General features: G+C 36.1%; 20 protein-coding genes. 17 read left to right on the top strand and 3 right to left on the bottom strand.

Annotated features, from left to right (window positions below; translation table 11 throughout):
* Nucleotides 1–10 precede the first annotated feature (10 nt).
* The 3 genes from A9G47_RS03990 to hemB all read right to left on the bottom strand — a co-directional run bounded on the left by A9G47_RS03990 (nt 11) and on the right by hemB (nt 2,774).
* Complete coding sequence (locus tag A9G47_RS03990; RefSeq protein ID WP_065567860.1) at nt 11–592, bottom strand: Maf family protein; 582 nt, start codon at nt 590–592, stop codon at nt 11–13.
* A gap of 1 nt (nt 593) precedes the next feature.
* On the bottom strand, nt 594–998 hold the full coding sequence (locus A9G47_RS03985) for a GNAT family N-acetyltransferase (protein ID WP_065567859.1): 405 nt from the start codon (nt 996–998) through the stop codon (nt 594–596).
* A 768-nt stretch (nt 999–1,766) separates the two neighbouring features.
* Nucleotides 1,767–2,774, bottom strand: a complete 1,008-nt coding sequence (gene hemB / locus A9G47_RS03980) for a porphobilinogen synthase (protein ID WP_065567858.1) — start codon at nt 2,772–2,774, stop codon at nt 1,767–1,769.
* A 186-nt stretch (nt 2,775–2,960) separates the two neighbouring features.
* On the opposite strand from hemB, the gene rpsU reads away from it, so the two are divergent.
* The 17 genes from rpsU (at nt 2,961) to A9G47_RS03895 (ending at nt 25,964) form a co-directional block, all read left to right on the top strand.
* On the top strand, nt 2,961–3,176 hold the full coding sequence (rpsU, locus tag A9G47_RS03975) for a 30S ribosomal protein S21 (RefSeq protein WP_034882800.1): 216 nt from the start codon (nt 2,961–2,963) through the stop codon (nt 3,174–3,176).
* Between the two features lie 142 nt (nt 3,177–3,318).
* Nucleotides 3,319–5,100: a DNA primase gene (gene dnaG, locus A9G47_RS03970; RefSeq protein WP_065642221.1), complete on the top strand. Its 1,782-nt coding sequence runs from the start codon at nt 3,319–3,321 to the stop codon at nt 5,098–5,100.
* Nucleotides 5,101–5,181: 81 nt separating this feature from the next.
* Nucleotides 5,182–7,023 carry an RNA polymerase sigma factor RpoD gene (gene rpoD / locus A9G47_RS03965; protein ID WP_065567856.1) on the top strand — a complete coding sequence of 614 codons (1,842 nt, stop codon included), beginning with the start codon at nt 5,182–5,184 and terminating at the stop codon, nt 7,021–7,023.
* Nucleotides 7,024–7,091: 68 nt separating this feature from the next.
* Nucleotides 7,092–8,063: a bile acid:sodium symporter family protein gene (locus tag A9G47_RS03960; RefSeq protein ID WP_065642220.1), complete on the top strand. Its 972-nt coding sequence runs from the start codon at nt 7,092–7,094 to the stop codon at nt 8,061–8,063.
* Nucleotides 8,064–8,131: 68 nt separating this feature from the next.
* Entirely contained in the window at nt 8,132–9,646 is a 1,515-nt protein-coding gene (gene pitA, locus A9G47_RS03955) for an inorganic phosphate transporter PitA (protein ID WP_065567854.1), read from the top strand.
* A gap of 65 nt (nt 9,647–9,711) precedes the next feature.
* Nucleotides 9,712–10,164 (top strand): universal stress protein UspA, encoded by a 453-nt coding sequence (gene uspA, locus A9G47_RS03950; protein ID WP_065567853.1) that lies wholly within the window; start codon nt 9,712–9,714, stop codon nt 10,162–10,164.
* Nucleotides 10,165–10,346: 182 nt separating this feature from the next.
* Nucleotides 10,347–11,102: an SDR family NAD(P)-dependent oxidoreductase gene (locus A9G47_RS03945; protein ID WP_065567852.1), complete on the top strand. Its 756-nt coding sequence runs from the start codon at nt 10,347–10,349 to the stop codon at nt 11,100–11,102.
* Between the two features lie 145 nt (nt 11,103–11,247).
* A complete protein-coding gene (locus A9G47_RS03940) occupies nt 11,248–11,577 on the top strand; it encodes a hypothetical protein (protein ID WP_065567851.1) in 330 nt (109 codons plus the stop codon).
* Nucleotides 11,578–11,928: 351 nt separating this feature from the next.
* Nucleotides 11,929–14,385 (top strand): bifunctional aspartate kinase/homoserine dehydrogenase I, encoded by a 2,457-nt coding sequence (gene thrA / locus A9G47_RS03935; protein ID WP_065642219.1) that lies wholly within the window; start codon nt 11,929–11,931, stop codon nt 14,383–14,385.
* The gene (gene thrB, locus A9G47_RS03930; RefSeq protein WP_065567849.1) at nt 14,386–15,324 is read left to right on the top strand and encodes a homoserine kinase; all 939 of its coding nucleotides are present in this window, start codon (nt 14,386–14,388) and stop codon (nt 15,322–15,324) included. It begins immediately after the preceding gene.
* Between the two features lie 114 nt (nt 15,325–15,438).
* On the top strand, nt 15,439–16,728 hold the full coding sequence (gene thrC / locus A9G47_RS03925; protein ID WP_065642218.1) for a threonine synthase: 1,290 nt from the start codon (nt 15,439–15,441) through the stop codon (nt 16,726–16,728).
* Nucleotides 16,729–16,952: 224 nt separating this feature from the next.
* Entirely contained in the window at nt 16,953–17,405 is a 453-nt protein-coding gene (gene nrdR, locus A9G47_RS03920) for a transcriptional regulator NrdR (protein WP_065567847.1), read from the top strand.
* Between the two features lie 8 nt (nt 17,406–17,413).
* Nucleotides 17,414–18,526 (top strand): bifunctional diaminohydroxyphosphoribosylaminopyrimidine deaminase/5-amino-6-(5-phosphoribosylamino)uracil reductase RibD, encoded by a 1,113-nt coding sequence (gene ribD, locus A9G47_RS03915; RefSeq protein ID WP_065642217.1) that lies wholly within the window; start codon nt 17,414–17,416, stop codon nt 18,524–18,526.
* A 1,341-nt stretch (nt 18,527–19,867) separates the two neighbouring features.
* Nucleotides 19,868–21,220, top strand: a complete 1,353-nt coding sequence (locus A9G47_RS03910) for a tetratricopeptide repeat protein (protein WP_065642216.1) — start codon at nt 19,868–19,870, stop codon at nt 21,218–21,220.
* Nucleotides 21,221–21,465: 245 nt separating this feature from the next.
* The gene (locus tag A9G47_RS03905) at nt 21,466–22,833 is read left to right on the top strand and encodes a tetratricopeptide repeat protein (RefSeq protein WP_065642215.1); all 1,368 of its coding nucleotides are present in this window, start codon (nt 21,466–21,468) and stop codon (nt 22,831–22,833) included.
* A gap of 196 nt (nt 22,834–23,029) precedes the next feature.
* Nucleotides 23,030–24,400 (top strand): tetratricopeptide repeat protein, encoded by a 1,371-nt coding sequence (locus tag A9G47_RS03900; RefSeq protein WP_065642214.1) that lies wholly within the window; start codon nt 23,030–23,032, stop codon nt 24,398–24,400.
* A gap of 196 nt (nt 24,401–24,596) precedes the next feature.
* On the top strand, nt 24,597–25,964 hold the full coding sequence (locus A9G47_RS03895) for a tetratricopeptide repeat protein (protein WP_065642213.1): 1,368 nt from the start codon (nt 24,597–24,599) through the stop codon (nt 25,962–25,964).
* The last annotated feature ends 45 nt before the right edge of the window (nt 25,965–26,009 follow it).

Here is a 26,009-nt window from a genome sequence, read left to right as displayed (position 1 = left end):
CTTGTTTGCTTTACAACAATAGTGGATTACAACCCATTTCAATCATAATTTTATTTAGTTTTAACAGTGGTAACCCGACTAACGAATTAATATCATTACCTTCTAGTTTATCAAATAAGGTAATACCTAACTCATCACATTTAAAACTACCAGCGCATTGTAAAGGCATCTCTTTGCTAATGTAGGCATCAATTTCTGAATCAGTTAAATGTCGAAAGGTCACTTTAAACGGTTCGCAAATGGTGGTTTGTTGTTGAGTTTTGGTATTAATTACTGTCATACCAGTATAAAAATAGAAAGCTTTACTACTGCTTTGTCGAAGCTGTTTGCGGGCATTATCAACCGTATGCGGTTTACAAACAATATTACCGTCTAACACCCCCACCTGATCTGAACCAATAATTAAACTATTGGGATAGCTAGTAACTAATGATTGTGCTTTCATTTGGGCTAAACGAACGACTAACTGCTCGGCTGATTCGCCTTTAAGTGGCGTCTCGTCACAAATCGGTGGCACACATTCAAAAGGAATAGCTAATTTTTCAAGCACTTTTTTACGTGATTGAGATGTTGATGCTAAGATGATTCTCATTTTAATTTTCTCTTAAAATCCAAGCGGAAGGATGCGCATTAAAACCGATATAAGCATAATAATCAACTGACTGTGGTGCAGCCAGTAGAGTAATTGAACATGATTTACCAGTATTGTTTTTCACTTCTTGAATTAATTGCTTACCGATACCTTGTCGTTGGTAATTTTCATCCACTGCAAGATCTGCCAAATAAGTAATATAAACAAAATCAGTTAAACAACGCGCAATGCCAATCAATTTCTCATCATGCCAAGCGGTTATCACCAAATTAGCATTATCTAACATAGCTTGAAAGCGCGCAGTATCGGTAAGAGGACGACGTTCACCTAACGAACAATGACGATAAAGGGTAATTGCTTGTTTGAGTGTCGGTTTAACATCAGAACGATAAATGATGTGCCTCATATCATATACCTTTATTTGGGTTATGGCTCTTGTAATAACCAAAATTAGCAAGTTTACTTAGTTATTAACATTGGATTTAATTGCCATAGCACATTTAAAAAATATGTAATTCCAAATTTTAGCGTAGCTTTAAAATTTTATCGATCTTGTAAATAATTTTGTGTATTTGCTTATTGTTAACATATTGTAATATAAAAAACAGACAAATAAAAATGGATAAAAAATATTCATAATATCTACTAGCAAAATTAGCTAACAATAGAAAAACTCAAGACGACTTAGATAAGTTAATGGTTATTTTTAATAAACTGGCTATCGAAAAGCGCCTTAATTCAGAGATGGACGAATAGTTATGCCATGATAAATATCATAAAAAATTAGGCAGCCATCTGCGATCAGCGTAATGGCTACAACTAAAAGCTATGCTCATTGACGATGATGGTAAGTTGGAGCTACTCATCCCACAATGAGTCAATCGCCCAAAACTGGGAAAAAATACTAATTGATGATTTAATCAATTTTTCCCATACATCGGCTCGCTTATTTTAGTTGATAACTCAAATCTTTTTTAAAATAAGAGAATCTTAGCGAGCCGAAATAAAAACAACATGGCTTATTTTGGGCTTTCAGTGTTGTTGCATATTGATAAAAGGTAACTTTTGTTTATAAAAGTATTATAAACAAACAACAAAACTGCTAATTAATTTAGCTTCTTTATATAATCACCTTGAATTAGAAAAGGATTTATCAACATTTAAACAAATATTGTTATTTTTGATGTAACCACTCAGCGACTTGTTTAGCAAAATAGGTTAAAACACCATCTGCACCAGCGCGTTTAAAACAAAGTAAAGATTCCATAATTGCTAATTTTTCATCTAACCAACCGTTTTGGATTGCTGCTGTTAACATGGCATATTCCCCAGATACTTGATAAGCAAATGTGGGCACAGCGAAAGTTTCTTTCACTCTTCGAACTATATCAAGATAAGGCATGCCTGGTTTAACCATGACCATATCTGCACCCTCACTTAAATCTTGATAAATTTCTTGTAATGCTTCACTACTATTCGCTGGATCGAGTTGGTAAGTTTTTTTATTGCTGCCTTTTATATTTTTAGCAGAACCGACCGCATCGCGAAAAGGTCCATAAAAACTTGATGCATATTTTGCTGAATAAGCCATAATTTGCGTATTAACAAAGCCTTGTTTTTCTAGTTCATCACGTATTGCACCAATGCGTCCATCCATCATATCGCTTGGTGCTATAATGTCAGCACCTGCTTCTGCTTGCATTAACGCTTGTTTAGTAAGCGTTTGAACGGAAATATCATTTTGTACATATCCGTGTTCATCAATAATTCCATCTTGTCCATGTGTAGTATAAGGATCAAGAGCAACATCGGTGAGTATGCCTAGCTCTGGGAATTCTTTTTTTAATGCTCGGATAGCTTTTGGTACTAATCCATTTTCATTATACGCTTCTTGCGCTAGCAATGATTTTTTTATCGGATCAATAGCAGGAAATAATGAAAGGACAGGGATCCCTAATTTAACTACTTGTTCCGCTTCTTTTAATAATACATCAATACTCATTCGATTAACGTTTGGCATTGAACTTACCCGTTCAGTTGTATTATTCCCTTCAACAATAAAAACGGGATAAATTAGGTCATTAACTGTTAAGCTATGCTCAGCAACCATACGGCGACTAAAGTCATGAACTCGGTTACGACGTAAGCGGCGTTGTGGGTATTGACCTGTAAATGATGGCATGAAAAACTCCTGTTTATTCTTAATGAGATTTGATTTATTATCTGACGCTATATTTTGATTAGCAAATTAATTTGTAGTCTGATAATAATTCTATTTTTTACTTTACAACATATATCGATTAGGAGTAAAATTACGCACTAAATTTTAGTCCCTTGTGATATTAAACAAATTTGAGGTGAGAGGCACATGCCAGTAATTAAAGTACGTGAAAATGAACCTTTCGATGTAGCATTACGTCGTTTCAAACGTTCTTGTGAAAAAGCAGGAGTTTTAGCTGAAGTTCGTAATCGTGAATTTTACGAAAAACCAACCACTATTCGTAAACGAGCAAAAGCTGCAGCTGTTAAACGTCATGCTAAGAAATTAGAAAGAGAAAACGCTCGTCGCACTCGTCTATATTAATAGTTTTAAAATTATTTATACTGAAAATTGGAATTGATATTAAAATCAATTTGTTATCTTCTAATATAAAGAATTCTAACAAGCCGTATTTTTAATACGGCTTGTTGCCTTTCTGTAACAGCAAAATTGGTTAAAATTTATCATGAAAGGTTTTATTCCTCGCGATTTCACCTTAGATCTAATTGCTCGAACCAATATTTTGGATGTCATTAGCAAGCGCGTCAAAATGAAAAAAAAAGGGAATAATTATTTTGGTTGTTGCCCTTTTCATGATGAGAAAACCGCCTCTTTTTCACTTAATGAGAAAAAGCAGATTTATTATTGTTTTGGGTGCGGTGCCTCTGGATCTGTTGTTAATTTTTTAATGCAATATGAACGGTTATCTTTCCCTGAAGCTATTGAAGAATTAGCTAGCATGCAAGGTATTCAGGTACCTTATATTGATACTGATAATAGTCAAATAGATCAATCAAAGCATATCGAATCTAGAAATGTGCGCCGTGACTTGTATGCATTAATGGCTAAAATTACTAATTTTTATCAACAGCAATTGGCCTTGCCAACATCCATAGAAGCCCATAAATATCTTGAACAAAGAGGGCTTAATGCCGAAATTATCGCCAGATATAAAATTGGTTTTGTGCCTAATGAATGGCGATTAACATCACAAAATGTGGTTAAAACAAAAGCTGAAGCTGCACTTTATCAGCAAGCGGGTATGTTAGTAACCAATGATAGCCATAACCAATATGACCGTTTTCGCGGGCGAATCATGTTTCCTATTCGAGATAGGCAAGGAAATGTTATAGCATTTGGTGGGCGAACTATCATTAATGATCCTGCAAAATATATTAATTCGCCAGAAACTCCTATTTTTCATAAAGGTTTTCAGTTATATGGACTTTATGAAACACTTGAGGTTAATCGTAACCCTCAGCAACTTGTAGTGGTTGAGGGTTATATGGATGTGGTTTCGCTTGCTCAATATGGCATTGATTATGCTGTTGCCGCTTTAGGCACGGCAACATCAGAAGAACATATTAAATTACTGTTTAGAGCTACAGATTCGGTCATATTTTGTTATGATGGTGATAATGCTGGACGAAACGCTGCTTGGCGAGCTTTGAACGTTTTATTACCTTGTTTAATCGATGGAAAGAAAATTACCTTTGCTTTTTTACCTCAAGATGAAGATCCGGATACTTTTGTGCGTAAAGTTGGTAAAGAGGGTTTTGAAAAATATTTAAATGAAGCGCCAAATCTATCAAAATTTTTATTTGATGAGCTTTTAAAGCAAGTTGATTTAAAAACGGCTGAAGGAAAAGCGAAATTAAGTTCGCTAGCTTTACCGTTGCTTGATCAAATTAGAGCAAAAGCTTTCAGATTAAATTTATTACAAAAATTAGGTAATTATTTAGGTTTACTTGATGTTTCTCAACTAGAACAATTGTTAAATGAAAATCGTTCTAAAAAAGATGAAAAAGCCAATGAAAATACACCTAGAACACAAATAAAATTAACTACGATGCGCATTTTAATTGGTTTATTACTTCAATACCCAAATCTTGCTGAGCAAGTTTCTGATCTCAATGCAATTCGTCAAGTTAACATGGCTGGAATTGAGATTTTTATCGAATTGCTTGAATTATGCCAACGTTATCCCAATATAACAACAGCACAAATATTAACAGAATGCATAGACAGGCCGTTTTACAAACAGTTAAGCCGTTTATCAACATGGGAGCACCATTATCAAGATGATGAAATAAGCTCAACTTTTTCACATACTTTAAAAGAGTTGTATGATAATATACTCGCCCAAAGGCAAGATGAACTGATCGCAAAAGAGAGAGTCTCTGGCTTAAGTGCCGCAGAGAAAAAAGAATTGGCGACTTTAATACTTGTTTTATCAAGAAAAGACTAAATATATAGGCTATATGTAGACTCCAACTATTAGTCTACATATATAATATAGATGACCAAATAACTAAAGTGGATACCTTTTATGGAGCAAAATTCTCAATCACAGCTAAAACTCCTGATCATTCGAGGTAAGGAGCTAGGATATTTAACCTATGCTGATGTCAACGATCACTTGCCGGAAGAGATTATTGATTCAGATCAGATTGAAGATATTATCCAAATGATTAATGACATGGGGATTCAAGTGCTTGAAGAAGCCCCAGACTCTGATGAACTATTACTTTCAGATAATGTCCCTGATGAAGAGGCTGTTGAAGCTGCAACTGCCTTAGTATTATCTAATGTTGAATCAGAAATTGGTAGAACAACTGATCCTGTTCGTATGTATATGCGAGAAATGGGCGCGGTTGAACTACTAACACGCGAAGGCGAAATTGATATTGCTAAACGTATTGAAGATGGTATCAATCAAGTTCAAACTTCAGTATCAGAATATCCAGAAGCAATTACTTATCTTTTAGAGCAATATAATTTAATCGAAAGTGGCCAAGTTCGTTTATCTGATTTGATTACAGGCTTTGTTGACCCAAATGCTGAAGAAGTGACAGACGAATTGCCAGAAGATTTAGAAGTTAGTGAATCTGAAATTGAAATTGATGATAGTGACGATGAAAATGAGGATGAAGAAGGAGACTCTTCAACCGATGATGATGTTTCTATTGATCCTGAAGTTGCCAGAGCTAAATTTGCTGAATTAAAAGAGCAACACGATAAAACGTCTGATGCGATCAAAAAATATGGCCGAGCTCATAACAAAGCACAAAAAGAGATCGAAAATCTATCAGAAATATTCAAGCAATTTCGTTTAGTCGCTAAGCAGTTTGATATTCTCGTTAATAATATGCGCAGTATGATGGAGCGAGTCCGAGCACATGAACGCGTGATTATGAAGCTTTGTGTTGAACAATGCAAAATGCCGAAAAAACAGTTTATGACGTATTTTACCGGTAACGAAAATAACATGAGCTGGTATGAAAAAGCGCTCACAGCTAAAGGCGCATTTGCTGTAAGTTTGAAACAGTTTGAAGAACCAATCCAAGTTCAGGTTAACTTATTGCAACAAATCGAAACAGAAACTAGCCTATCTATTGAACAAATTAAAGATATTAATAGACGGATGTCTATTGGCGAGGCCAAAGCCCGCCGCGCTAAGAAAGAGATGGTGGAAGCTAACTTGCGTTTAGTTATTTCCATTGCAAAAAAATATACGAATCGTGGATTACAGTTCTTGGATCTTATCCAAGAAGGTAATATTGGTTTGATGAAAGCGGTCGATAAATTTGAATATCGTCGTGGTTATAAGTTCTCGACTTATGCGACTTGGTGGATAAGGCAAGCCATTACTCGTTCAATTGCTGACCAAGCAAGAACAATTCGTATTCCGGTACATATGATTGAAACAATCAATAAATTAAACCGTATTTCACGCCAAATGTTACAAGAAATTGGTCGTGAACCAACGCCTGAAGAGTTATCCGAACGAATGCAAATGCCAGAAGACAAAATTCGTAAGGTACTTAAGATTGCTAAAGAGCCAATCTCAATGGAAACACCAGTTGGGGACGATGAAGACTCGCATTTAGGTGATTTTATTGAGGATACCGCTCTTGAGCAACCGTTAGATGCAGCGACATCTGAAAGCTTGCGTAGTGCAACACGTGATATTTTATCAGGGCTAACGCCAAGAGAAGCGAAAGTATTACGTATGCGATTTGGTATAGATATGAATACAGACCATACGTTAGAAGAGGTGGGTAAACAATTTGATGTTACTCGTGAACGTATTCGTCAAATTGAAGCTAAAGCCTTGCGTAAGTTGCGCCATCCAAGCCGTTCCGATGTGCTTCGTAGTTTCTTAGAATAAAGTTATTACCTATAAAAATCGCCACAATCGTGGCGATTTTTTTTACTAATTAGACTAAAAGCAAAACTATGAATATCCTACAACGTTTTAAAATCGATCCATTTCTGTTAACGTTAATTTGTGTCGTAATTACAGCTAGTTTTTTACCATGTAAAGGGCAGACTAAAGTTTTTTTTGAAAATCTGACTACCTTTGCTATTGGCTTGCTCTTTTTTATGCACGGTGCCAAGCTTTCTTTCCAAGCGATTGTTATTGGTATAAAAAATTGGCGATTACATTTAGTTATTTTTATGACCACTTTTGTTATCTTTCCTGTTCTAGGAGTAATGATGCAAATATTGGTTCCCACTTTTTTACCGCAAAATCTTTATTTAGGTTTTGTTTATCTTTGTGTACTACCCGCAACTGTTCAATCCGCTATAGCCTTTACCTCCATAGCAAAAGGTAACGTTGCTGCGGCTATTTGTAGCGCCTCAGCGTCAACATTTTTAGGCGTATTTATTACCCCTATTTTGGTTGGCTTATTGATGCATACCCAAGCCTCGAATTCTATGAATATGCTAGATGCTATTATCTCTATCATGCTTAAACTTATGTTGCCATTTATACTGGGTCATTTATCAAGGCATTTCATTAGTAAATGGATGGATAAATATAAAAGTACCATTTCTAAAATTGATCGCCTCTCAATTTTATTAGTTGTATATGTTGCCTTTAGTGATGCCGTCGCAAATGGCATTTGGTCTCAAATTAGCTTTTTATCACTTTTAGAAATTATTTTTTACTCTATTATGTTATTAACTATTGTCTTGTTAATAACAACCTATGTTTCAAGATTACTTGGCTTTAGTAAAGAAGACGAAATTACTATTGTATTTTGTGGCTCGAAAAAAAGTTTAGCAAGTGGTATTCCAATGGCTAGTATTATTTTCCCAATGTCTATAACAGGGATAATCATTTTACCATTAATGATTTTTCATCAAGTTCAATTAATGGTTTGTGCCATTTTAGCGGAGCGTTATGCAAAACGAAAAATTTAAAATTTGTTTTGCTCATTACCCTATTCTCAAGGATAATAGGGGGGATATTAACAACAGAAAGATATATTATGTTACCTCTATTTGCTGAATTAGAATTTTCGACCATTCTATTTTTATTTTTGGCGCTGTTTTTTGTCCTTTTTTATGAAGCAATTAATGGATTTCATGACACAGCTAATGCCGTTGCGACTGTAATCTACACAAGAGCATTAAAAGAACAACTCGCTGTTTTTATGGCGGGCATGTTCAACTTTTTTGGTGTTCTACTTGGTGGACTGAGTGTTGCTTATGCTATAGTCCATCTATTGCCAACTGATTTATTACTTAATGTAAGTTCTGCTCATGGGCTTGCAATGGTTTTTTCTATTTTATTTGCAGCCATTATTTGGAATCTTGGAACATGGTATGTAGGTATTCCTGCATCAAGCTCACATACCCTAATTGGTTCGATTATTGGCGTGGCAATTGCTAACGCATTTATTATGGATACATCAATAATAAATGCCCTTAATATTCCTAAGATGATTCATATCTTTTTATCATTGATTGTCTCCCCTGCTGTTGGCCTTGTGATTGCAGGTCTAATGATATTTTTACTACGAAAATATTGGACTCGTAAAGGACAAAGTAAAAAAAGTAGTAAAAAACGCGAGCGAATATTTATGACGCCAGAGCAACGTGAAAAACTCTATGGCAAGAAGAAACCTCCTTTTTGGATTCGTATTATGCTCATTATCTCGGCTGCTGGCGTAAGTTTTTCTCATGGAGCCAATGACGGCCAGAAAGGTATTGGCTTATTGATGTTAGTGTTGATGGGCATAGCTCCAGCAGGGTTTATTGTTAACATGAGTGCATCTACCTATGATATTACAAATACTCGTAATGCTATTCACAATATTCAAGAGTATTTTGTTACCCATAATGACGATTTAACAACGATAATAGGTAAACAACCACTGTTAGATACGAGTGTTCCAGAAGGCGACTTGAATAAATATCATTGTGATTATTCGCGTTCATATACCACATTAGCGATTGCTAATAATTTATTCAATAAAATTAGTGATTATCAGTCACTTACGGTAGAACAACGTTCACAAACTAGACGTATATTACTCTGTTTATCTGACACGGTTTCGCATGTTGCTAAACAACCTAACGTGACACCAGAAGATAAACAATATTTAAAATCTTTGAATAATGATCTGCTTAAAACTGTCGAATATGCGCCTGTTTGGATTATCGTTGCCGTAGCTTCAGCATTGGCAGTTGGAACAATGATAGGATGGCGCCGTGTAGCTATTACTATTGGTGAAAAAATTGGTAAAAAAGGCATGACTTATGCTCAGGGAGTATCAGCACAAATCACAACAGCTTTATCAATTGGAATTGCAAGCTATACTGGCATGCCAGTATCAACAACCCAAGTTCTTTCTTCCTCAGTTGCTGGAACGATGATTGTTGATGGTGGTGGAGTACAAAGTAAAACAATCAAAAGTATCGCATTAACTTGGATTTTAACACTTCCAATTTCAATTTTGCTATCTGGATCACTTTTTTGGCTTGCTCAAAAATTAATTTAGGAGTAAAAATAGAGAACTGGTTTTCAATTTATTTGGGCTTTAAAAATAGGAAGGAGTAAAATATCATGGCTTATAAACATATATTAGTCGCAGTAGATTTATCACCTGAAAGTGAAGTTCTTGTCGAAAAAGCTGTTTCTATGGCTAGACCATATAATGCTCAAATATCATTGATTCATGTTGGTATTAATTATTCAGATCTTTATACTGGTTTGGTTGATATTAATATGAATGATATGAAAGACCGAATTACTCAAGATGCGCACGTTGCTTTAAATAAATTGGCCGACGATGCGGGTTATCCTATTGCTCATACTCTTTCAGGAAATGGAGAATTTGACCAAGTATTAATTGAAGCAATTCACGAATATGGCGCTGATCTTGTCGTGTGTGGCCATCATCAAGACTTTTGGAGTAAGTTAATGTCTTCTGCTCGTCAACTTATTAATAATACACATATCGATACATTGATTGTTCCATTGAAAGATGAAGAACCCGCAGAAGAACCTGCTACATGAAATATTAAATATCAACCCGCTTAATTAGCGGGTTTTTTTTAGGTATTAAATAAATATTTTGTAAAATCATTTCAAGAAATTATGTGCTTTACTCTATTTTTATTTGTATCTTTTTTGTTTATGCATATCACAGTTTATGGAAATATACGTAAACCGTTGTTTAACCGATAAGGAGGCTTATTATGAATATCGCTTTAGTTACAGGTGCTTCATCCGGATTTGGTCAAGCAATTTGTCGTAAGCTCGTTGCTGACGGCTATAAAGTGATTGGTGTTGCTCGACGTGGAGATAAGTTACAAAAATTAGCAGATGAATTAGGAATAAACTTTACCTTTTTAACTTTGGATGTTACAAAAAAAGATGCAATAGAATCAATATTGTTACAGCTTCCTAAAGCATTTCAACCTATCGATATTTTAATTAACAATGCAGGATTGGCTTTAGGATTAGAACCAGCTTACCAAGCTGATTTCAATGATTGGGAAACAATGATTCAAACTAATATAATGGGATTAATTCATTTAACTCATCAAATTTTACCTAGTATGGTTGAGCGCAACTTTGGTTACATTATTAATATTGGCTCAGTAGCTGGTACCTATGCTTATAAAGGTGGAAATGTATACGGTGCAACAAAAGCATTTGTAAAACAATTTAGCGCTAATTTACGCACTGATCTTTTAGGAAAAAAAATCAGAGTCACCAATATTGAACCAGGGTTATGTGGAGGCACTGAATTTTCTAATGTCAGGTTTCATGGCAATAATGATCAAGCAGCCGCTGTATACAAAGGTATTGATTATATAACACCAGAAGATATTGCAAATACCATTTCTTGGTTAGTTAATACGCCAGCACATTTTAATGTCAATTCACTAGAGATAATGCCAGTTGCTCAAGCTCCAGCAGGATTAGCACTTTACAAAGAAAGTGAGTAATTAAAACGTATTGACTGTGGAGGTAAATTATAAATGCTCGCTCCCTTTAATAATAAAAAATAGATTTGAAGAACAAAATAGGCTTGCACTTCTGCTTTAGGGTTGCTATTCTTTTTTCTTGTGGTTTTGATTGAGGTTAATCGTAATGGTATTTACTGAAGTAACTAAAACATTTGCGGCAAGTTTACCAGGCACAGACAGTTATGTAAAACTGCGTAACGCTATGCAAACATTAATTCAAGAAGATACAAAAAATGCAGCGGTCTATTTTTTGATTTTTGGATTTGCACGCACTTATGTCATGCTATATGAAGATCAGGAAATTTCACCAAAGTTTGCAGAAGACAATCAAAAGCTAATGTTATCGTATCTTAATATTCTTGATGAAGCGTTAAAAAAGCAAGATACTGAAAGTATCTATCAAGCATTGAATAAAGTTGTTAATGAGTACGAAAATAGCAAAAAGTTTTTTTAAAATTACAGCCTGACATGAAAATGTCAGGCTGTTTTGTTTTTAGCGTTTAAAAAATAAATTTAATTAGGAAAATGATGAAAATGATAATGATGATTTCAAACATTATTAGCACCTTAAGCACTATTATTCAATATAGGGCGGGTTAATTTTTCCTTGAAAATATAAAAAACCCGCCAAAATAGGCGGGTTTTTAGTTTTTATAAAAACAGGTTCAAAAACCATAAGAGTAAAGAAAGATAAAATTTTAATATTTTGATTTCTTATTACTACTTTTAAACCACTGATGTTTTTAGGTAAAAGGTATTTTGAATGGTAACAGGCATAAATTAGAACAATAAGTAAAGGTGTGATATGAAAGTTTTAAAATTTGGAGGAACATCTGTCGCTAACGCAGAACGTTTTTTACGCGTTGCAGAGATTATCGAAAATAATGCTAAACAAGAGCAAAACGCAACGGTTTTATCCGCACCAGCTAAAATTACTAATCATTTAGTTGCAATGGTAGAAAAAACGGTTGCTGGGCAGGATATACAAAATAATATCTGTGATGCTGAAAAAATCTTTGCTAATTTACTAGAAGGAATTGCAAAAGCACAACCTAATTTTGCTTATGAACAGATGAAGCGCTTTGCACTTGATGAATTAAACAATGTTAAGCAACTACTTAAGGGGATCGCTTTATTAGGCCAATGCCCTGATAGCATTAATGCATCAATTATCTGCCGTGGCGAAAAACTCTCTATTGCCATTATGGAAGAACTGCTTAAGGCTAAGGGGCATTTAGTTACTGTAATAAACCCAGTAGCAATGCTAATTGCTGAAGGCAACTATTTAGAATCAACCGTCGATATTGCAGAGTCTTCACGCCGACTTAGTGAAATGCATATTCCCCAAAATCATATAATTTTAATGCCTGGTTTTACTGCGGGTAATGATAAAGGTGAGCTCGTTGCTCTCGGGCGTAATGGTTCGGATTACTCTGCCTCGGTACTAGCTGCGTGTCTGCGTGCTAATAGTTGTGAAATATGGACTGATGTCGATGGTGTTTATACTTGTGATCCCCGTACTGTGCCTGATGCAAAACTCCTTAAGACTCTATCTTATCAAGAGGCAATGGAGCTTTCTTATTTTGGCGCCAAAGTTCTTCACCCAAGAACGATTTTACCTATTGCTCAATTTCAAATTCCTTGCTTAATTAAAAACACAAATAATCCTGATGCACCAGGTACATTAATCGGTGCCAATGTTGTTGATTCAACAACACCAGTAAAAGGCATTACTAATTTAAATAATATGGCAATGATTAACGTCTCTGGCCCTGGCTTAAAGGGCATGGTGGGTATGTCGGCTCGCGTTTTTTCTGCCATGTCTTATGCCGGCATTTCAGTGGTGCTTATTACCCAATCTTCATCAGAATATAGTATTAGTTTTTGTGTACCACAAACTGAGCTCAGCCGAGCTGAAGAGGCATTAAATGATGAATTTTTCCTGGAGCTAAAAGATGGTTTACTTGAACCTATTGAAGTCATTGAAAAACAAGCAATTATCTCAGTTGTCGGTGATGGTATGCGTACATTACGAGGCTTATCAGCTAACTTTTTTACAGCCCTAGCCAGAGCGAATATTAATATTGTCGCTATTGCACAAGGTTCATCTGAGCGCTCAATTTCTGTTGTGGTTGATAATGATGTTGCCATAATGGGCGTAAGAGTTGCTCACCAAATGTTATTTGGTACGGACAAAATGCTTGATGTATTTGTTATTGGTGTTGGTGGCGTTGGTGGTGCGCTTATTGATCAAATTAATCGTCAGCAAAAATGGCTAAAAAACAAACAGATCGATCTTCGTGTCTGTGGGCTATTTAATTCTAAACATAATATCCTTAACCGTGATGGTATTGATCTGACCAATTGGCGAGATCAAATCAGACAAAGTGAACATAGTTACACGTTAGACGGAATTATTGAGTTTGCTAAAAATAATCGATTACTCAACCCCATTCTAGTCGATTGTACATCAAGTAGTGAAGTATCTGATAAATATGCGGACTTTTTAGCTAATGGCTTTCATGTCGTCACGCCAAATAAGAAAGCCAATACCAGTTCAATGGCTTATTATTTGCGTTTACGCCAAGAAGCGGCAAAAAGTAAACGAAAATTCCAGTACGATACTAATGTTGGCGCTGGATTACCTGTTATTGAAAACTTACAAAATCTACTCAATGCAGGGGATGAGCTTATTAAATTTTCAGGTATATTGTCAGGTTCACTTTCTTTCATCTTTGGTAAACTTGATGAAGGCATGTTATTGTCTGAAGCAACTAAATTGGCTAAAGAGAAAGGTTTTACTGAACCTGATCCTCGTGATGATTTATCAGGCACTGACGTGGCGAGAAAACTATTAATTTTAGCTCGAGAAGCAGGATTACAATTAGAGCTTGATCAAATCAATGTCGAATCTGTTCTACCTGTTGAGTATACACAAGGTAGCCTTGATGAGTTTATGAAACAATTGCCACAATTGGATGCCGTGTTTAAAGAAAAATCAGAACAAGCCGCAAAAAAAGGCAAAGTTCTACGCTATGTTGGCAGTATAGAAAACAAGCAATGCCATGTTAAGATTGAAGCCGTTGATAGCGAAGATCCTCTTTATAAAGTCAAAAATGGTGAAAATGCCTTAGCTTTCTATACGCGTTATTACCAACCTATACCACTCGTATTACGAGGCTATGGCGCTGGTAATGATGTTACCGCTGCGGGTGTTTTTGCTGATATTTTACGTACCACATCAGGCAAAATAGGAGGCTAAATGAATCATAAATCTTTAACTGTTTATGCGCCTGCATCAATGGCTAATATTAGTGTTGGCTTTGATATATTAGGTGCAGCAATTAGCCCTATTAGTGGTGTGATGCTTGGCGATTGTATCACTGTTGAACCTGCTAGCAAATTTTTGTTAACTAGCAAAGGCTCATTTGTGAAAAACCTCCCCAATGATCCCAAAAACAATATTGTTTATCAATGCTGGCAGTATTTTTGTCAAGCAATGGGTAAAACATTGCCCGTCAGTATGACTCTTGAAAAAAATATGCCAATAGGTTCGGGATTAGGATCAAGTGCTTGCTCTGTGGTTGGCGCATTTGTTGCCTTAAATGAGTTTTTTGATAAACCATTTAATGAGTTTGAAATGCTTACAATGATGGGGAAGCTTGAAGGACGCATTTCGGGTAGCGTGCATTATGATAATGTGGCACCCTGCTATTTAGGTGGAATGCAACTTATCCTTGATGAAATAGGCATAATTAGCGAATCAATACCTCATTTTGAAGATTGGTATTGGGTGATGGCATACCCCGGTATTAAGGTTTCAACCGCTGAAGCACGAGCAATATTACCGGCTCAATATCAAAAAGCGGATTGCGTAGCACACGGTCGCTATGTGGGTGGTTTTTTGCATGCTTGTTATACCAAACAACCTAAATTGGCTTCGGCAATGCTTGTTGATAATATTGCTGAACCTTACCGCAAACAATTATTACCTAGCTTTGATGAAATACAAAAACGGGTCAAACAGCTCGGAGCTCTAGCATCGGGAATTTCTGGCTCAGGTCCAACAATGTTTGTCATTGCAGATCAACTTGAAACGGCACAACAAATTGAATTACTGCTTAAACATTGTTATTTACAAAATGATGAAGGCTTTACCCATATTTGTAAAATAGATCCCCTAGGCGCAAGAATTATTTAAGTTTATTTATTATAAAAACAGGACTAAATCTAAAAAATACGTTAACTTTTTACTGTTCAAGCTGATAGCAGTAAAAGTGAAAGATTAAAGATTAAAGATAACCGGAACATAATTATGAAATTATATAACTTAAAAGATCATTCAGAACAAGTTAGTTTTTCTCAAGCGGTACAACAAGGATTAGGAAAAGGCCAAGGCCTATTCTTTCCCCAAGAACTCCCTAAATTTTCCATAAACGAAATTGAATCATTATTAAATCTTGATTTTGTTACTCGTAGCGCCAAAATATTATCTGCTTTTATTGGTGATGAAATTAGCAGTGATGATATGTACAGACTAGTTAAAAATGCTTTTCAATTTCCTGCCCCCATAACATCCGTTGAAGCAGATATTGGCTCATTAGAGCTTTATCATGGTCCCACACTAGCATTTAAAGATTTTGGTGGGCGATTTATGGCACAAGCATTAGTTCAAGTAGCAGCAGATAAAAAAATCACTATTTTAACTGCGACATCTGGCGATACAGGCGCAGCTGTCGCCCATGCATTTTATCATTTGCCGAATATTCGGGCCGTTATTTTATACCCTGAAGGAAAAATCAGCCCATTACAAGAAAAACTCTTTTGTACACTTGGTGATAATATTCATACCATTGCCATCAAAAGTGATTTTGATGCCTGCCAAGCATTAGTGAAAAAGGCATTTGATGATGAAGAATTAAAAACTAAAATTGGTTTGAACTCTGCTAATTCGATCAATATCAGCCGATTACTCGCTCAAATATGTTACTATTTTGAAGCTTACGCTCAATTACCCCCCAAACAACGTGAGCAATTAGTTATTTCTGTTCCAAGTGGCAACTTTGGTGATTTAACCGCTGGGCTACTTGCAAAAACCATGGGCTTACCAATTAAGCGTTTTATTGCAGCAACTAATGCGAATGATACAGTACCTCGATATTTAGAAACTGGTAAATGGGAACCACATGCAACAATTGCAACGCTATCTAATGCAATGGATGTTAGTCAACCCAATAACTGGCCTAGAATTGAAGAAATTTATCAGCGTGAAGGTTGGGATCTTAAATCACTGGCTCATGCGGCGGTTTCTGATGAAGTTGCTAAACAAACCGTTTGTGAACTCGATCAAAAAGGCTATTTATCCGAACCACATGGCGCAATTGCTTATCGTGCTTTACGTGATCAGTTACAAAAGGGTGAATATGGCTTATTTTTAGGTACTGCGCACCCTGCTAAATTTAAAGAAGTCGTTGAAAATATTCTTGGCAAGCAAATTGCACTTCCTAACGCATTAGCTGAACGAGCAGATATGACACTACTTTCCCATTATATGCCGAATGATTTTACCAAATTACGTAATTTTTTAATGAAGCTAGAATGGTAAATTTTGTACTGCCGCCAAGAAATCGGCGGCATTTAATTCATTGAGTGATAATGCTCTCAATTGCCTTACTTTACCGCTTAGCTAATCTTACTCATTAAATAGCTCCCTTTATTCTTAACGCTAAAATATACATCTCATCAAGAATAGAAAATACTAATCAATCTTGTTTAAATCAAAATTTTGAGCTATTGTAATCTAAATTGTGTCATTATAAGGATATTATTATGTTTTGTCCGTTTTGTAATGCAAATGATACTAAGGTGATTGATTCTCGACTTGTTAGTGAAGGCTTTCAAGTACGTCGAAGACGACAATGTGTTGAATGTAATGAGCGTTTTACCACATTTGAAATTGCTGAATTAATTATGCCTAATGTCATTAAAAGTAATAAAGTTCGTGAGCCATTTAATGAAGATAAATTACGCAATGGTATAAAACGAGCTTTAGAAAAACGCCCTGTTAGCTTTGACTCGATTGAAGATGCTATTACACGTATAAAATCAAAAATTAGATCAACAGGCGAACGTGAAATACCAGCGAAATTAATTGGTCGTTACGTTATTGAAGAACTCAAAAAGCTTGATAAAATAGCTTATATCCGCTTTGCATCGGTCTATTTTAGTTTTGATGATATCGAACAATTTAGTAATGAAATTGCCAAATTACAACAGAAATAACACCCTAAATGATAATAAACGATAACGATTATTTTTATATGCAGCAAGCTATTGAGCTCGCTAAGTTGGGTCGTTTTACCACGTCACCTAATCCTAATGTCGGTTGCCTGATCGTAAAAAATAATCAGATTGTGGGCACGGGTTATCATCAAAAAGCAGGATTACCACATGCCGAAGTTTACGCACTTAACATGGCTGGAAAAGCCGCACAAGGTGCAACGGCTTACGTGACATTGGAACCTTGCAGTCATTTTGGGCGAACGCCTCCTTGTGCTGATGCCTTAATTAGATCGCAAATTAAACGTGTTGTGATTGCTATGCAAGATCCCAACCCCGATGTTTCAGGTAATGGAATTAAACGATTACGTGATGCGGGAATTGAGGTTATTGTTGGAGTATTAGCCGCTCAAGCTGAATCGCTTAATAAAGGTTTTTTAAAGCGAATGCGAACTGGATTGCCATATGTACAACTTAAACTAGCTGCCTCGCTAGACGGTAAAATCGCTATGGCATCAGGTGAAAGCAAATGGATAACATCAAGTATTGCAAGGCAAGATGTACAAAGATACAGAGCGCAAGCAAGTTGTATATTGAGCACTCGCATGACGGTGCAAACGGATAATGCGAGCTTAACAGTCAGGCATGCACAATTGCCTGATGACATAAAACAAATTTATCCTCCTGAAAATATTCGGCAACCCATACGAGTCATTATCGATAGTCAGAATCAACTAACAGGCGAAGAAAATATTTTTAAGCAACTGGGCGAAATATGGGTAGTGCGCAAACAAGATATTGCGATCAATAAACCCAACACTCAATTAATTATTGAATCTTCTCCCCAAAATCATATTGATTTAGTTCATTTACTAACACTTTTTGGAAAAAAAGGCATAAATTCCGTCTGGGTTGAAGCTGGTGCACACTTAGCTGGCGCACTAATAGAGCAAGACTTAGTTGATGAACTGATTATCTATTATGCGCCAAAATTACTTGGGCATAATTCGAAAGATATGTGTATATTGCCTAATTTACAAAAATTATCCATGGCACCCAACTTTCAGTTCGAATCGACTACGATGGTAGGTGAAGATCTGCGGGTTGTTTTAAAAAGAAGATGATTATATGGTTGATAAGACGCTTATTAAGACTATAGCAAATAGCTAAAATAGCCTTTAATAGCCAGTTAGTGCAAAGCAAATATTCGTTACAAAAAAGTTAGTATTCACATACGCCCAATATTTAAATATATCGGGCAGTGCATCATAAAATAGCCTTGTCGCAAAAGAAGTAATGTTATTATTTGCTATTATTTTTCAATAATAAAAACTTCAATAAAATCAATGGTTTTTCTGAATGATTTTTATACGTACTAGGTTTGTGTATTCTTTTATATTTCAAATGAAAAATAGGATGCACAATGCGTAAAAATCAGCTTAAAATTACTATTCTCCGCTCATAATTATATAGTTTGGTGACAATGTTAACATTCACCTTTAACAAAAATATAAAAACTAGATTAGCTAAATTAACAGCAACAACTAAAATCCGTCTTAATCCAGCTCCGATTTCTTCCGCCGTACTATTAATTGGTAAAACAACATTGTCATCATCTGTGAAACCGCCCCTTGCCTATCCCTCAAATTTTTCATGATAACTGGGATATATTGTTAAGACATCATATCTAATCTCGATATCCGAACTCAGCATGTTTTTAACTAAAGTTCATTTCGTTTTATAACCATATTTACTTATTAAATTCGCAACCCAAGTGTTATAACTTTTTGTATGTAACTGTCCCCTAAATGTAACTATCCCCCTAAAATAGTACAACTAAAAATAGAAAATTCTCTATGATAAAAGTAAAAAAAGATTTAATTATGAAAAAATGACTAAACATCAAATCGTATCTATTTGAAAAGAAGCTGAGGCATGCGTTCCCATTAAAGCACTATCCCGTAAATAGGGTGTGGACAATTTAACTTTTTATCAATGGTGGGAAAAATAGAGCGTATAGAAACTTGAAACATTAAACGTTTAAAAGAACTAGAGGCTGAAAATCGTAACCTTAAACATATTATTAGCGAACTATGAAAATTAAAAGAGTGCACTTGACAAAAGAAGCCATTTAAGACAATAACATGATAAAAACCTCGTTAATTTACTATGGTAAAGGCGAAGAGCAAAATATACCCCGTACGCAGTTATGACGTAAATACACATTAAAAAATTAGGAAAAACAATCACCTTGCACAACAATAGCTCCAACTGTTGTAATACTTTTTACTTTACCTCTAACTCAATTTGTAACATGATTACTGGATATTGAGATCGATTTTGATCTTCGTTTTTTGGGGAATTTATTGATTATTTTTTAACTTGTTAGCACAATTTTTTACTATATAATTAACTAGGTTAACCATATCATGGTTTATTAAATAATAGTAATAAATGGAATAAAAATGAAAAAAATCCTTCACACTGCATTTTTATTGTGCTTTGTATCGTTTTCAAGTTATGCCGATAACACTAAAAACCTTGCTACAACATCTTATAATACCGCAAACCAACCTACCCAGCCGATTTGTCAACTTAAGTTTGATAAAGAAAACATTAAACTCTGCACCGAGCTGACCGAAAAAGGTGATGCCATGGCCCAAAATACCTTAGGTGAAATCTTTTATACTATTAAACCTTGGTACGAAGCAGGGGATCACACTAAAGCACGACTATTATTTGAAAAAGCGGCTGCTCAGGGACTGGCTAAAGCACAATATAACTTAGGCTCAATGTATCGTGATGAGTTAAACAACTTTCCGCTTGCTTTAAGTTGGTTTGAAAAAGCCGCTGCACAAGGTAATGTTGATGCTCAAAATAGTATTGGTTATATTTACGAAAATGCATCGGGAGGTACCCCTCCTCGGCTATATACTTTTAATCAAAGCGGTAAAAATACAGACAAAAAAATCCCCAATATTAAAGCAAAGTTTGCAAAGTTTGATAATAACTTGCCTGTTGATTATTACCGACGTAGCATTTATCCATTGAGTGAATATGGTCAAGGACTAGAGCCTAATTTACAAAAAGCCATTGAATGGTACCAAAAAGCCGCCGACCAAGGGCATGCCCTAGCGCAAACTAATTTGGCCTATTTTTATCTGTTTGGTATCGGGGTCAATAAAGATGAAAGTCACGCCTTTAAACTCTATGAGCAAGCAGCAAACCAACAGTTTGTCCCAGCAATAAAAACGTTGGCGTTTATGTATATGCAAGGCTTAGGAACCAAAGCGGATGAATATAAAGCCTTTACTTTACTTGAGCAAGCCTACCAACTACAACCTGATGAAACCTTATGGGATTTTTTTTATAACGTAATGTATCGACATTATGGGTTAAAAACCACATTACAGCATAAAGATCAAAAAACTATTAGAATTAGCTATTACATTCTTGGAGAAGGTAGTGATGAAGATTTGATCTATGGATCCTTATATGGACTTAAAAGCTTCTACAATCTAGACATGCTGAATAGTTCACATCTGTTTATTTTAACGAAAAACCGAAGAAATACCTTAGATGTTTGGTTAGGCAAAGATACAGGCGATCTATTGAAATTAAAAGAACGTTACTTTATAAAAAAATCCATCCAAGGTTATTATAATACAATGACTTTACTAAGTTATTTTTATAAAGGAGAAGGCGGTGATATCCAAAAAGCGCTGTTATGGCGCAAATATGCATTAAAAATGGGACAAGTCAATAAACCAGAATTTTGGCCTGATTACCCACCTATTGAAGATAATGTAACGCAATAAATAACGGGCACCGCCCGTTTTTTTATTGTTGAGTCTGAAAAACAACAAAATCATCTATTTTAATACTTCTTGCTCAATTTGTAACATGATTGCAAGGTGTTGCGATTGATCTTGATCGCTTTGATCTTCGATTTTTTAAGGTATTTATTGTTTGTTTTTTAATTTGTTACCACCGATTTTTGCTATACAATTAGCGCGGTTAACCATATTAAAATTCATCAAAAATCGTTATAAATGGAATGAAAATGAAAAAAATCCCTTATGCGGTATTGGGGTTTGGTGTTGCCTTATTTGCGATGTCGGCTTTTGCCAAGGGCAATCATCATACCAATGCGCCCCAAACTCGCTTAATGTCTAGCGCCTCGGAGCAACCCACTTGCCAACTTTCACGTGATGAAGCAAACATGAAACTGTGCACTGAACTGGCTGAAAGTGGTGATGCCATTGCCCAAAATACCTTGGGCGAAATTTTTTACGGCGATAATTTGCTTTACCAAAAAGGGGATCACACTAAAGCGCGGCTATTATTTGAAAAAGCGGCCGCTCAGGGACTGGCTAAAGCACAATATAACTTAGGCTCAATGTACCGTGATGAGCTAAACAACTTTCCGATTGCTTTAAGTTGGTTTGAAAAAGCGGCTGCTCAAGGCAATGCCGATGCTCAAAATAGTATTGGTTATATTTACGAAAACGCATCAGGCGGTAAAGCGCCTCGATTGTATATTTTTGACGAAAATGGCAACAATATCGACCCTGAACTACCTAAAATCGCAGCACAATTTGCCCGATTCGACAAAATGAGCTTACCCATTGAATATTATCCCCGTGGAGTTTACCCCTTGAGTGAATATGGCCAAGGGGTCGAGCCTGATTTACAAAAAGCCATTGAATGGTACCAAAAAGCCGCCAACCAAGGGCATGCTTTAGCGCAAACCAATTTGGCTTACTTTTATCTGTTTGGTATTGGGGCTGATAAAAATGAAAATCATGCCTTTACGCTTTATGAACAAGCCGCTAAGCAACAATTTGTCCCTGCAATAAGGACATTAGCGTTTATGTATATGCAAGGCTTAGGCACCAAAGTCGATGAATATAAAGCCTTTACCTTACTTGAGCAAGCCTATCAATTGCACCCTGATGATAACTTATGGCATACCCTTAGGGTTATAATGTCTAATCAATATAAATTTAGAACACAATTAAAACATCAAACAATAAAATATCGTTCCCAATATAGTGCTCGTGAAAAGGTATGCGATGAAGATTGGATCTATGATCGCTTTCATTTTCTTAATGGGTTTTATAACCTAAATATGCAGAAAGGGTGGGAAATACACATTTATGCAAAATGGCCAAGAAACACCTTTGATGTATTACTGGGCAATACAGTTGGCGAACTGTCAAAGCTAAAAGAGCGTTATTTAACCAAAGAAGCCATTCAAGGCAACCACATTATCATAACGTCGTTAAGTCATTATTATAAACGCGAAGAGCAAGATATTCCCCGTGCGCAGTTATGGCGTAAATACGCGTTAAAAATGGGGGCGGTTAATCACCCTAATGAATGGTCTGGGTACCCACCGATAGAAGAAGATGAACTAAGAATGCATTAAAAGCGGATCATATCCGCTTTTAATTGTTTTTGTAACATGATTGCAAGATGTTGCGATTGATCTTGCTTGCTTTGATCTTCGATTTTTTAAGGTATTTATTGCTTGTTTTTTAATTTGTTACCACCAATTTTTGCTATACAATTAGCGCGGTTAACCATATTAAAATTCATCAAAAATCGTTATAAATGGAATGAAAATGAAAAAAATCCCTTATGCGGTATTGGGGTTTGGTGTTGCCTTATTTGTGATGTCGGCTTTTGCCAAGGGCAATCATCATACCAATGCGCCCCAAACTCGCTTGATGCCTAGCGCCTCGGAGCAACCCACTTGCCAACTTTCACGTGATGAAGCAAACATGAAACTGTGTACTGAACTGGCTGAAAGTGGTGATGCCATTGCCCAAAACACCTTGGGCGAAATTTTTTACGGCGATAATTTGCTTTACCAAAAAGGGGATCACACTAAAGCGCGGCTATTATTTGAAAAAGCGGCCGCTCAGGGACTGGCTAAAGCACAATATAACTTAGGCTCAATGTACCGTGATGAGTTAAACAACTTTCCAATTGCTTTAAGTTGGTTTGAAAAAGCCGCCGCTCAAGGCAATGTCGATGCTCAAAATAGTATTGGTTATATTTACGAAAACGCATCAGGCGGTAAAGCGCCTCGATTGTATATTTTTGACGAAAATGGCAACAATATCGACCCTGAACTACCTAAAATCGAAGCACAATTTGCCCGATTCGACAAAATGAGCTTACCCATTGAATATTATCCCCGTGGAGTTTACCCTTTGAGTGAATATGGCCAAGGGGTCGAGCCTGATTTACAAAAAGCCATTGAATGGTACCAAAAAGCCGCCAACCAAGGGCATGCTTTAGCGCAAACCAATTTGGCTTATTTTTATCTGTTTGGTATTGAGGTTGATAAAAATGAAAATCATGCCTTTACACTTTATGAACAAGCCGCTAAGCAACAGTTTGTCCCTGCAATAAGGACATTAGCGTTTATGTATATGCAAGGCTTAGGCACCAAAGTCGATGAATATAAAGCCTTTACCTTACTTGAGCAAGCCTATCAATTACAACCCGATGATAACTTATGGCAATTGATTGACGTAATAATGTCTAATCGATATGACTTTAATACTCAATTGAAGCGCCAAAAAACCAAATATCGCTCCCAATATAATAGTGCTCGTGAAAAGGTGAGCGATGAAGATTTGATCTATGATAATTTCTTTTACCTGAAAGATTTTTACAATTTAAATATGCTCTATGGTTCACGAATTATCGCTTTTACACTTTGGCCAAGAGACACCTTTGATATATTACTGGGCAATACGGTTGGCGAACAATCAACGTTAAAAGAGCGTTATTTAACCAAAAAAGCCATTCAAGGCAACCACATTATCATAACGTCGTTAAGTCACTATTATAAACGCGAAGAGCAAGATATTCCCCGTGCGCAGTTATGGCGTAAATATGCGTTAAAAATGGGGGCGGTTAATCACCCTAGCGAATGGTCAGGATACCCACCGATAGAAGAAGATGAACTAAGAATGCATTAAAAGCGGATCATATTCGCTTTTAATTGTTTTTGTAACATGATTGCAAGGTGTTGCGATTGATCTTGCTTGCTTTGATCTTCGATTTTTTCAGGTATTTATTGTTTGTTTTTTAATTTGTTACCACCGATTTTTGCTATACAATTAGCGTGGTTAACCATATTAAAATTCATCAAAAATCGTTATAAATGGAATGAAAATGAAAAAAATCCCTTATGCGGTATTGGGATTTGGTGTTGCCTTATTTGCGATGTTGGCTTTTGCCAAGGGCAATCATCATACCAATGCGACCCAAACTCGCTTGATGCCTAGCGCCTCGGAGCAACCCACTTGCCAACTTTCACGTGATGAAGCAAACATGAAACTCTGCACTGAACTGGCTGAAAGTGGTGATGCCATTGCCCAAAACACCTTGGGCGAAATTTTTTACGGCGATAATTTGCTTTACCAAAAAGGGGATCATACTAAAGCACGACTATTATTTGAAAAAGCGGCTGCTCAGGGACTGGCTAAAGCACAATATAACTTAGGCTCAATGTATCGTGATGAGTTAAACAACTTTCCAGTTGCTTTAAGTTGGTTTGAAAAAGCCGCCGCTCAAGGCAATGTCGATGCTCAAAATAGTATTGGTTATATTTACGAAAACGCATCAGGCGGTAAAGCGCCTCGATTGTATATTTTTGACGAAAATGGCAACAATATCGACCCTGAGCTACCTAAAATCGAAGCACAATTTGCCCGATTCGACAAAATGAGCTTACCCATTGAATATTATCCCCGTGGAGTTTACCCCTTGAGTGAATATGGCCAAGGGGTCGAGCCTGATTTACAAAAAGCCATTGAATGGTACCAAAAAGCCGCCAACCAAGGGCATGCCCTAGCGCAAACCAATTTGGCTTATTTTTATCTGTTTGGTATTGGGGTTGATAAAAATGAAAATCATGCCTTTACGCTTTATGAACAAGCAGCAAACCAACAGTTTGTCCCAGCAATAAGGACATTAGCGTTTATGTATATGCAAGGCTTAGGTACCAAAGTCGATGAATATAAAGCCTTTACCTTACTTGAGCAAGCCTATCAATTGCACCCTGATGATAACTTATGGCAATTGATTGATGTAATAATGTCTAATCGATATGACTTTAATACTCAATTGAAGCGCCAAAAAACCAAATATCGCTCTCAATATAGTGCTCGTGAAAAGGTATGCGATGAAGATTGGATCTATGATCGCTTTCATTTTCTTAATGGGTTTTATAACCTAAATATGCAGGAAGGGTGGGAAATACACATTTATGCAAAATGGCCAAGAAACACCTTTGATGTATTACTGGGCAATACAGTTGGCGAACTGTCAAAGCTAAAAGAGCGTTATTTAACCAAAGAAGCCATTCAAGGCAACCACATTATCATAACGTCGTTAAGTCATTATTATAAACGCGAAGAGCAAGATATTCCCCGTGCGCAATTATGGCGTAAATACGCGTTAAAAATGGGGGCGGTTAATCACCCTAATGAATGGTCTGGGTACCCACCGATAGAAGAAGATGAACTAAGAATGCATTAAAAGCGGGCTATACCCGCTGTTTATTAATAAAGCGATGATAAATCA

It is taken from the genome of Gilliamella sp. WF3-4 (genome assembly GCF_001690275.1).
GTDB lineage: Bacteria > Pseudomonadota > Gammaproteobacteria > Enterobacterales > Orbaceae > Gilliamella > Gilliamella apicola_C.
The sequence above is the reverse complement of the archived record's forward strand: the minus strand, read 5'-3'. Positions and strand labels throughout refer to the sequence as shown.

What these genes read in the sequence shown, in the direction of transcription:
- thrB (WP_065567849.1), top strand. Translation starts at nt 14,386, where the DNA reads ATGAATCATAAATCTTTAACTGTTTATGCGCCTGCATCAATGGCTAAT.
- A9G47_RS03945 (WP_065567852.1), top strand. Translation starts at nt 10,347, where the DNA reads ATGAATATCGCTTTAGTTACAGGTGCTTCATCCGGATTTGGTCAAGCA.
- uspA (WP_065567853.1), top strand. Translation starts at nt 9,712, where the DNA reads ATGGCTTATAAACATATATTAGTCGCAGTAGATTTATCACCTGAAAGT.
- A9G47_RS03905 (WP_065642215.1), top strand. Translation starts at nt 21,466, where the DNA reads ATGAAAAAAATCCCTTATGCGGTATTGGGGTTTGGTGTTGCCTTATTT.
- A9G47_RS03900 (WP_065642214.1), top strand. Translation starts at nt 23,030, where the DNA reads ATGAAAAAAATCCCTTATGCGGTATTGGGGTTTGGTGTTGCCTTATTT.
- thrC (WP_065642218.1), top strand. Translation starts at nt 15,439, where the DNA reads ATGAAATTATATAACTTAAAAGATCATTCAGAACAAGTTAGTTTTTCT.
- A9G47_RS03990 (WP_065567860.1), bottom strand. Translation starts at nt 592, where the DNA reads ATGAGAATCATCTTAGCATCAACATCTCAATCACGTAAAAAAGTGCTT.
- hemB (WP_065567858.1), bottom strand. Translation starts at nt 2,774, where the DNA reads ATGCCATCATTTACAGGTCAATACCCACAACGCCGCTTACGTCGTAAC.
- dnaG (WP_065642221.1), top strand. Translation starts at nt 3,319, where the DNA reads ATGAAAGGTTTTATTCCTCGCGATTTCACCTTAGATCTAATTGCTCGA.
- thrA (WP_065642219.1), top strand. Translation starts at nt 11,929, where the DNA reads ATGAAAGTTTTAAAATTTGGAGGAACATCTGTCGCTAACGCAGAACGT.
- pitA (WP_065567854.1), top strand. Translation starts at nt 8,132, where the DNA reads ATGTTACCTCTATTTGCTGAATTAGAATTTTCGACCATTCTATTTTTA.
- A9G47_RS03960 (WP_065642220.1), top strand. Translation starts at nt 7,092, where the DNA reads ATGAATATCCTACAACGTTTTAAAATCGATCCATTTCTGTTAACGTTA.
- A9G47_RS03985 (WP_065567859.1), bottom strand. Translation starts at nt 998, where the DNA reads ATGAGGCACATCATTTATCGTTCTGATGTTAAACCGACACTCAAACAA.
- A9G47_RS03910 (WP_065642216.1), top strand. Translation starts at nt 19,868, where the DNA reads ATGAAAAAAATCCTTCACACTGCATTTTTATTGTGCTTTGTATCGTTT.
- ribD (WP_065642217.1), top strand. Translation starts at nt 17,414, where the DNA reads ATGATAATAAACGATAACGATTATTTTTATATGCAGCAAGCTATTGAG.
- A9G47_RS03940 (WP_065567851.1), top strand. Translation starts at nt 11,248, where the DNA reads ATGGTATTTACTGAAGTAACTAAAACATTTGCGGCAAGTTTACCAGGC.
- nrdR (WP_065567847.1), top strand. Translation starts at nt 16,953, where the DNA reads ATGTTTTGTCCGTTTTGTAATGCAAATGATACTAAGGTGATTGATTCT.
- rpsU (WP_034882800.1), top strand. Translation starts at nt 2,961, where the DNA reads ATGCCAGTAATTAAAGTACGTGAAAATGAACCTTTCGATGTAGCATTA.
- A9G47_RS03895 (WP_065642213.1), top strand. Translation starts at nt 24,597, where the DNA reads ATGAAAAAAATCCCTTATGCGGTATTGGGATTTGGTGTTGCCTTATTT.
- rpoD (WP_065567856.1), top strand. Translation starts at nt 5,182, where the DNA reads ATGGAGCAAAATTCTCAATCACAGCTAAAACTCCTGATCATTCGAGGT.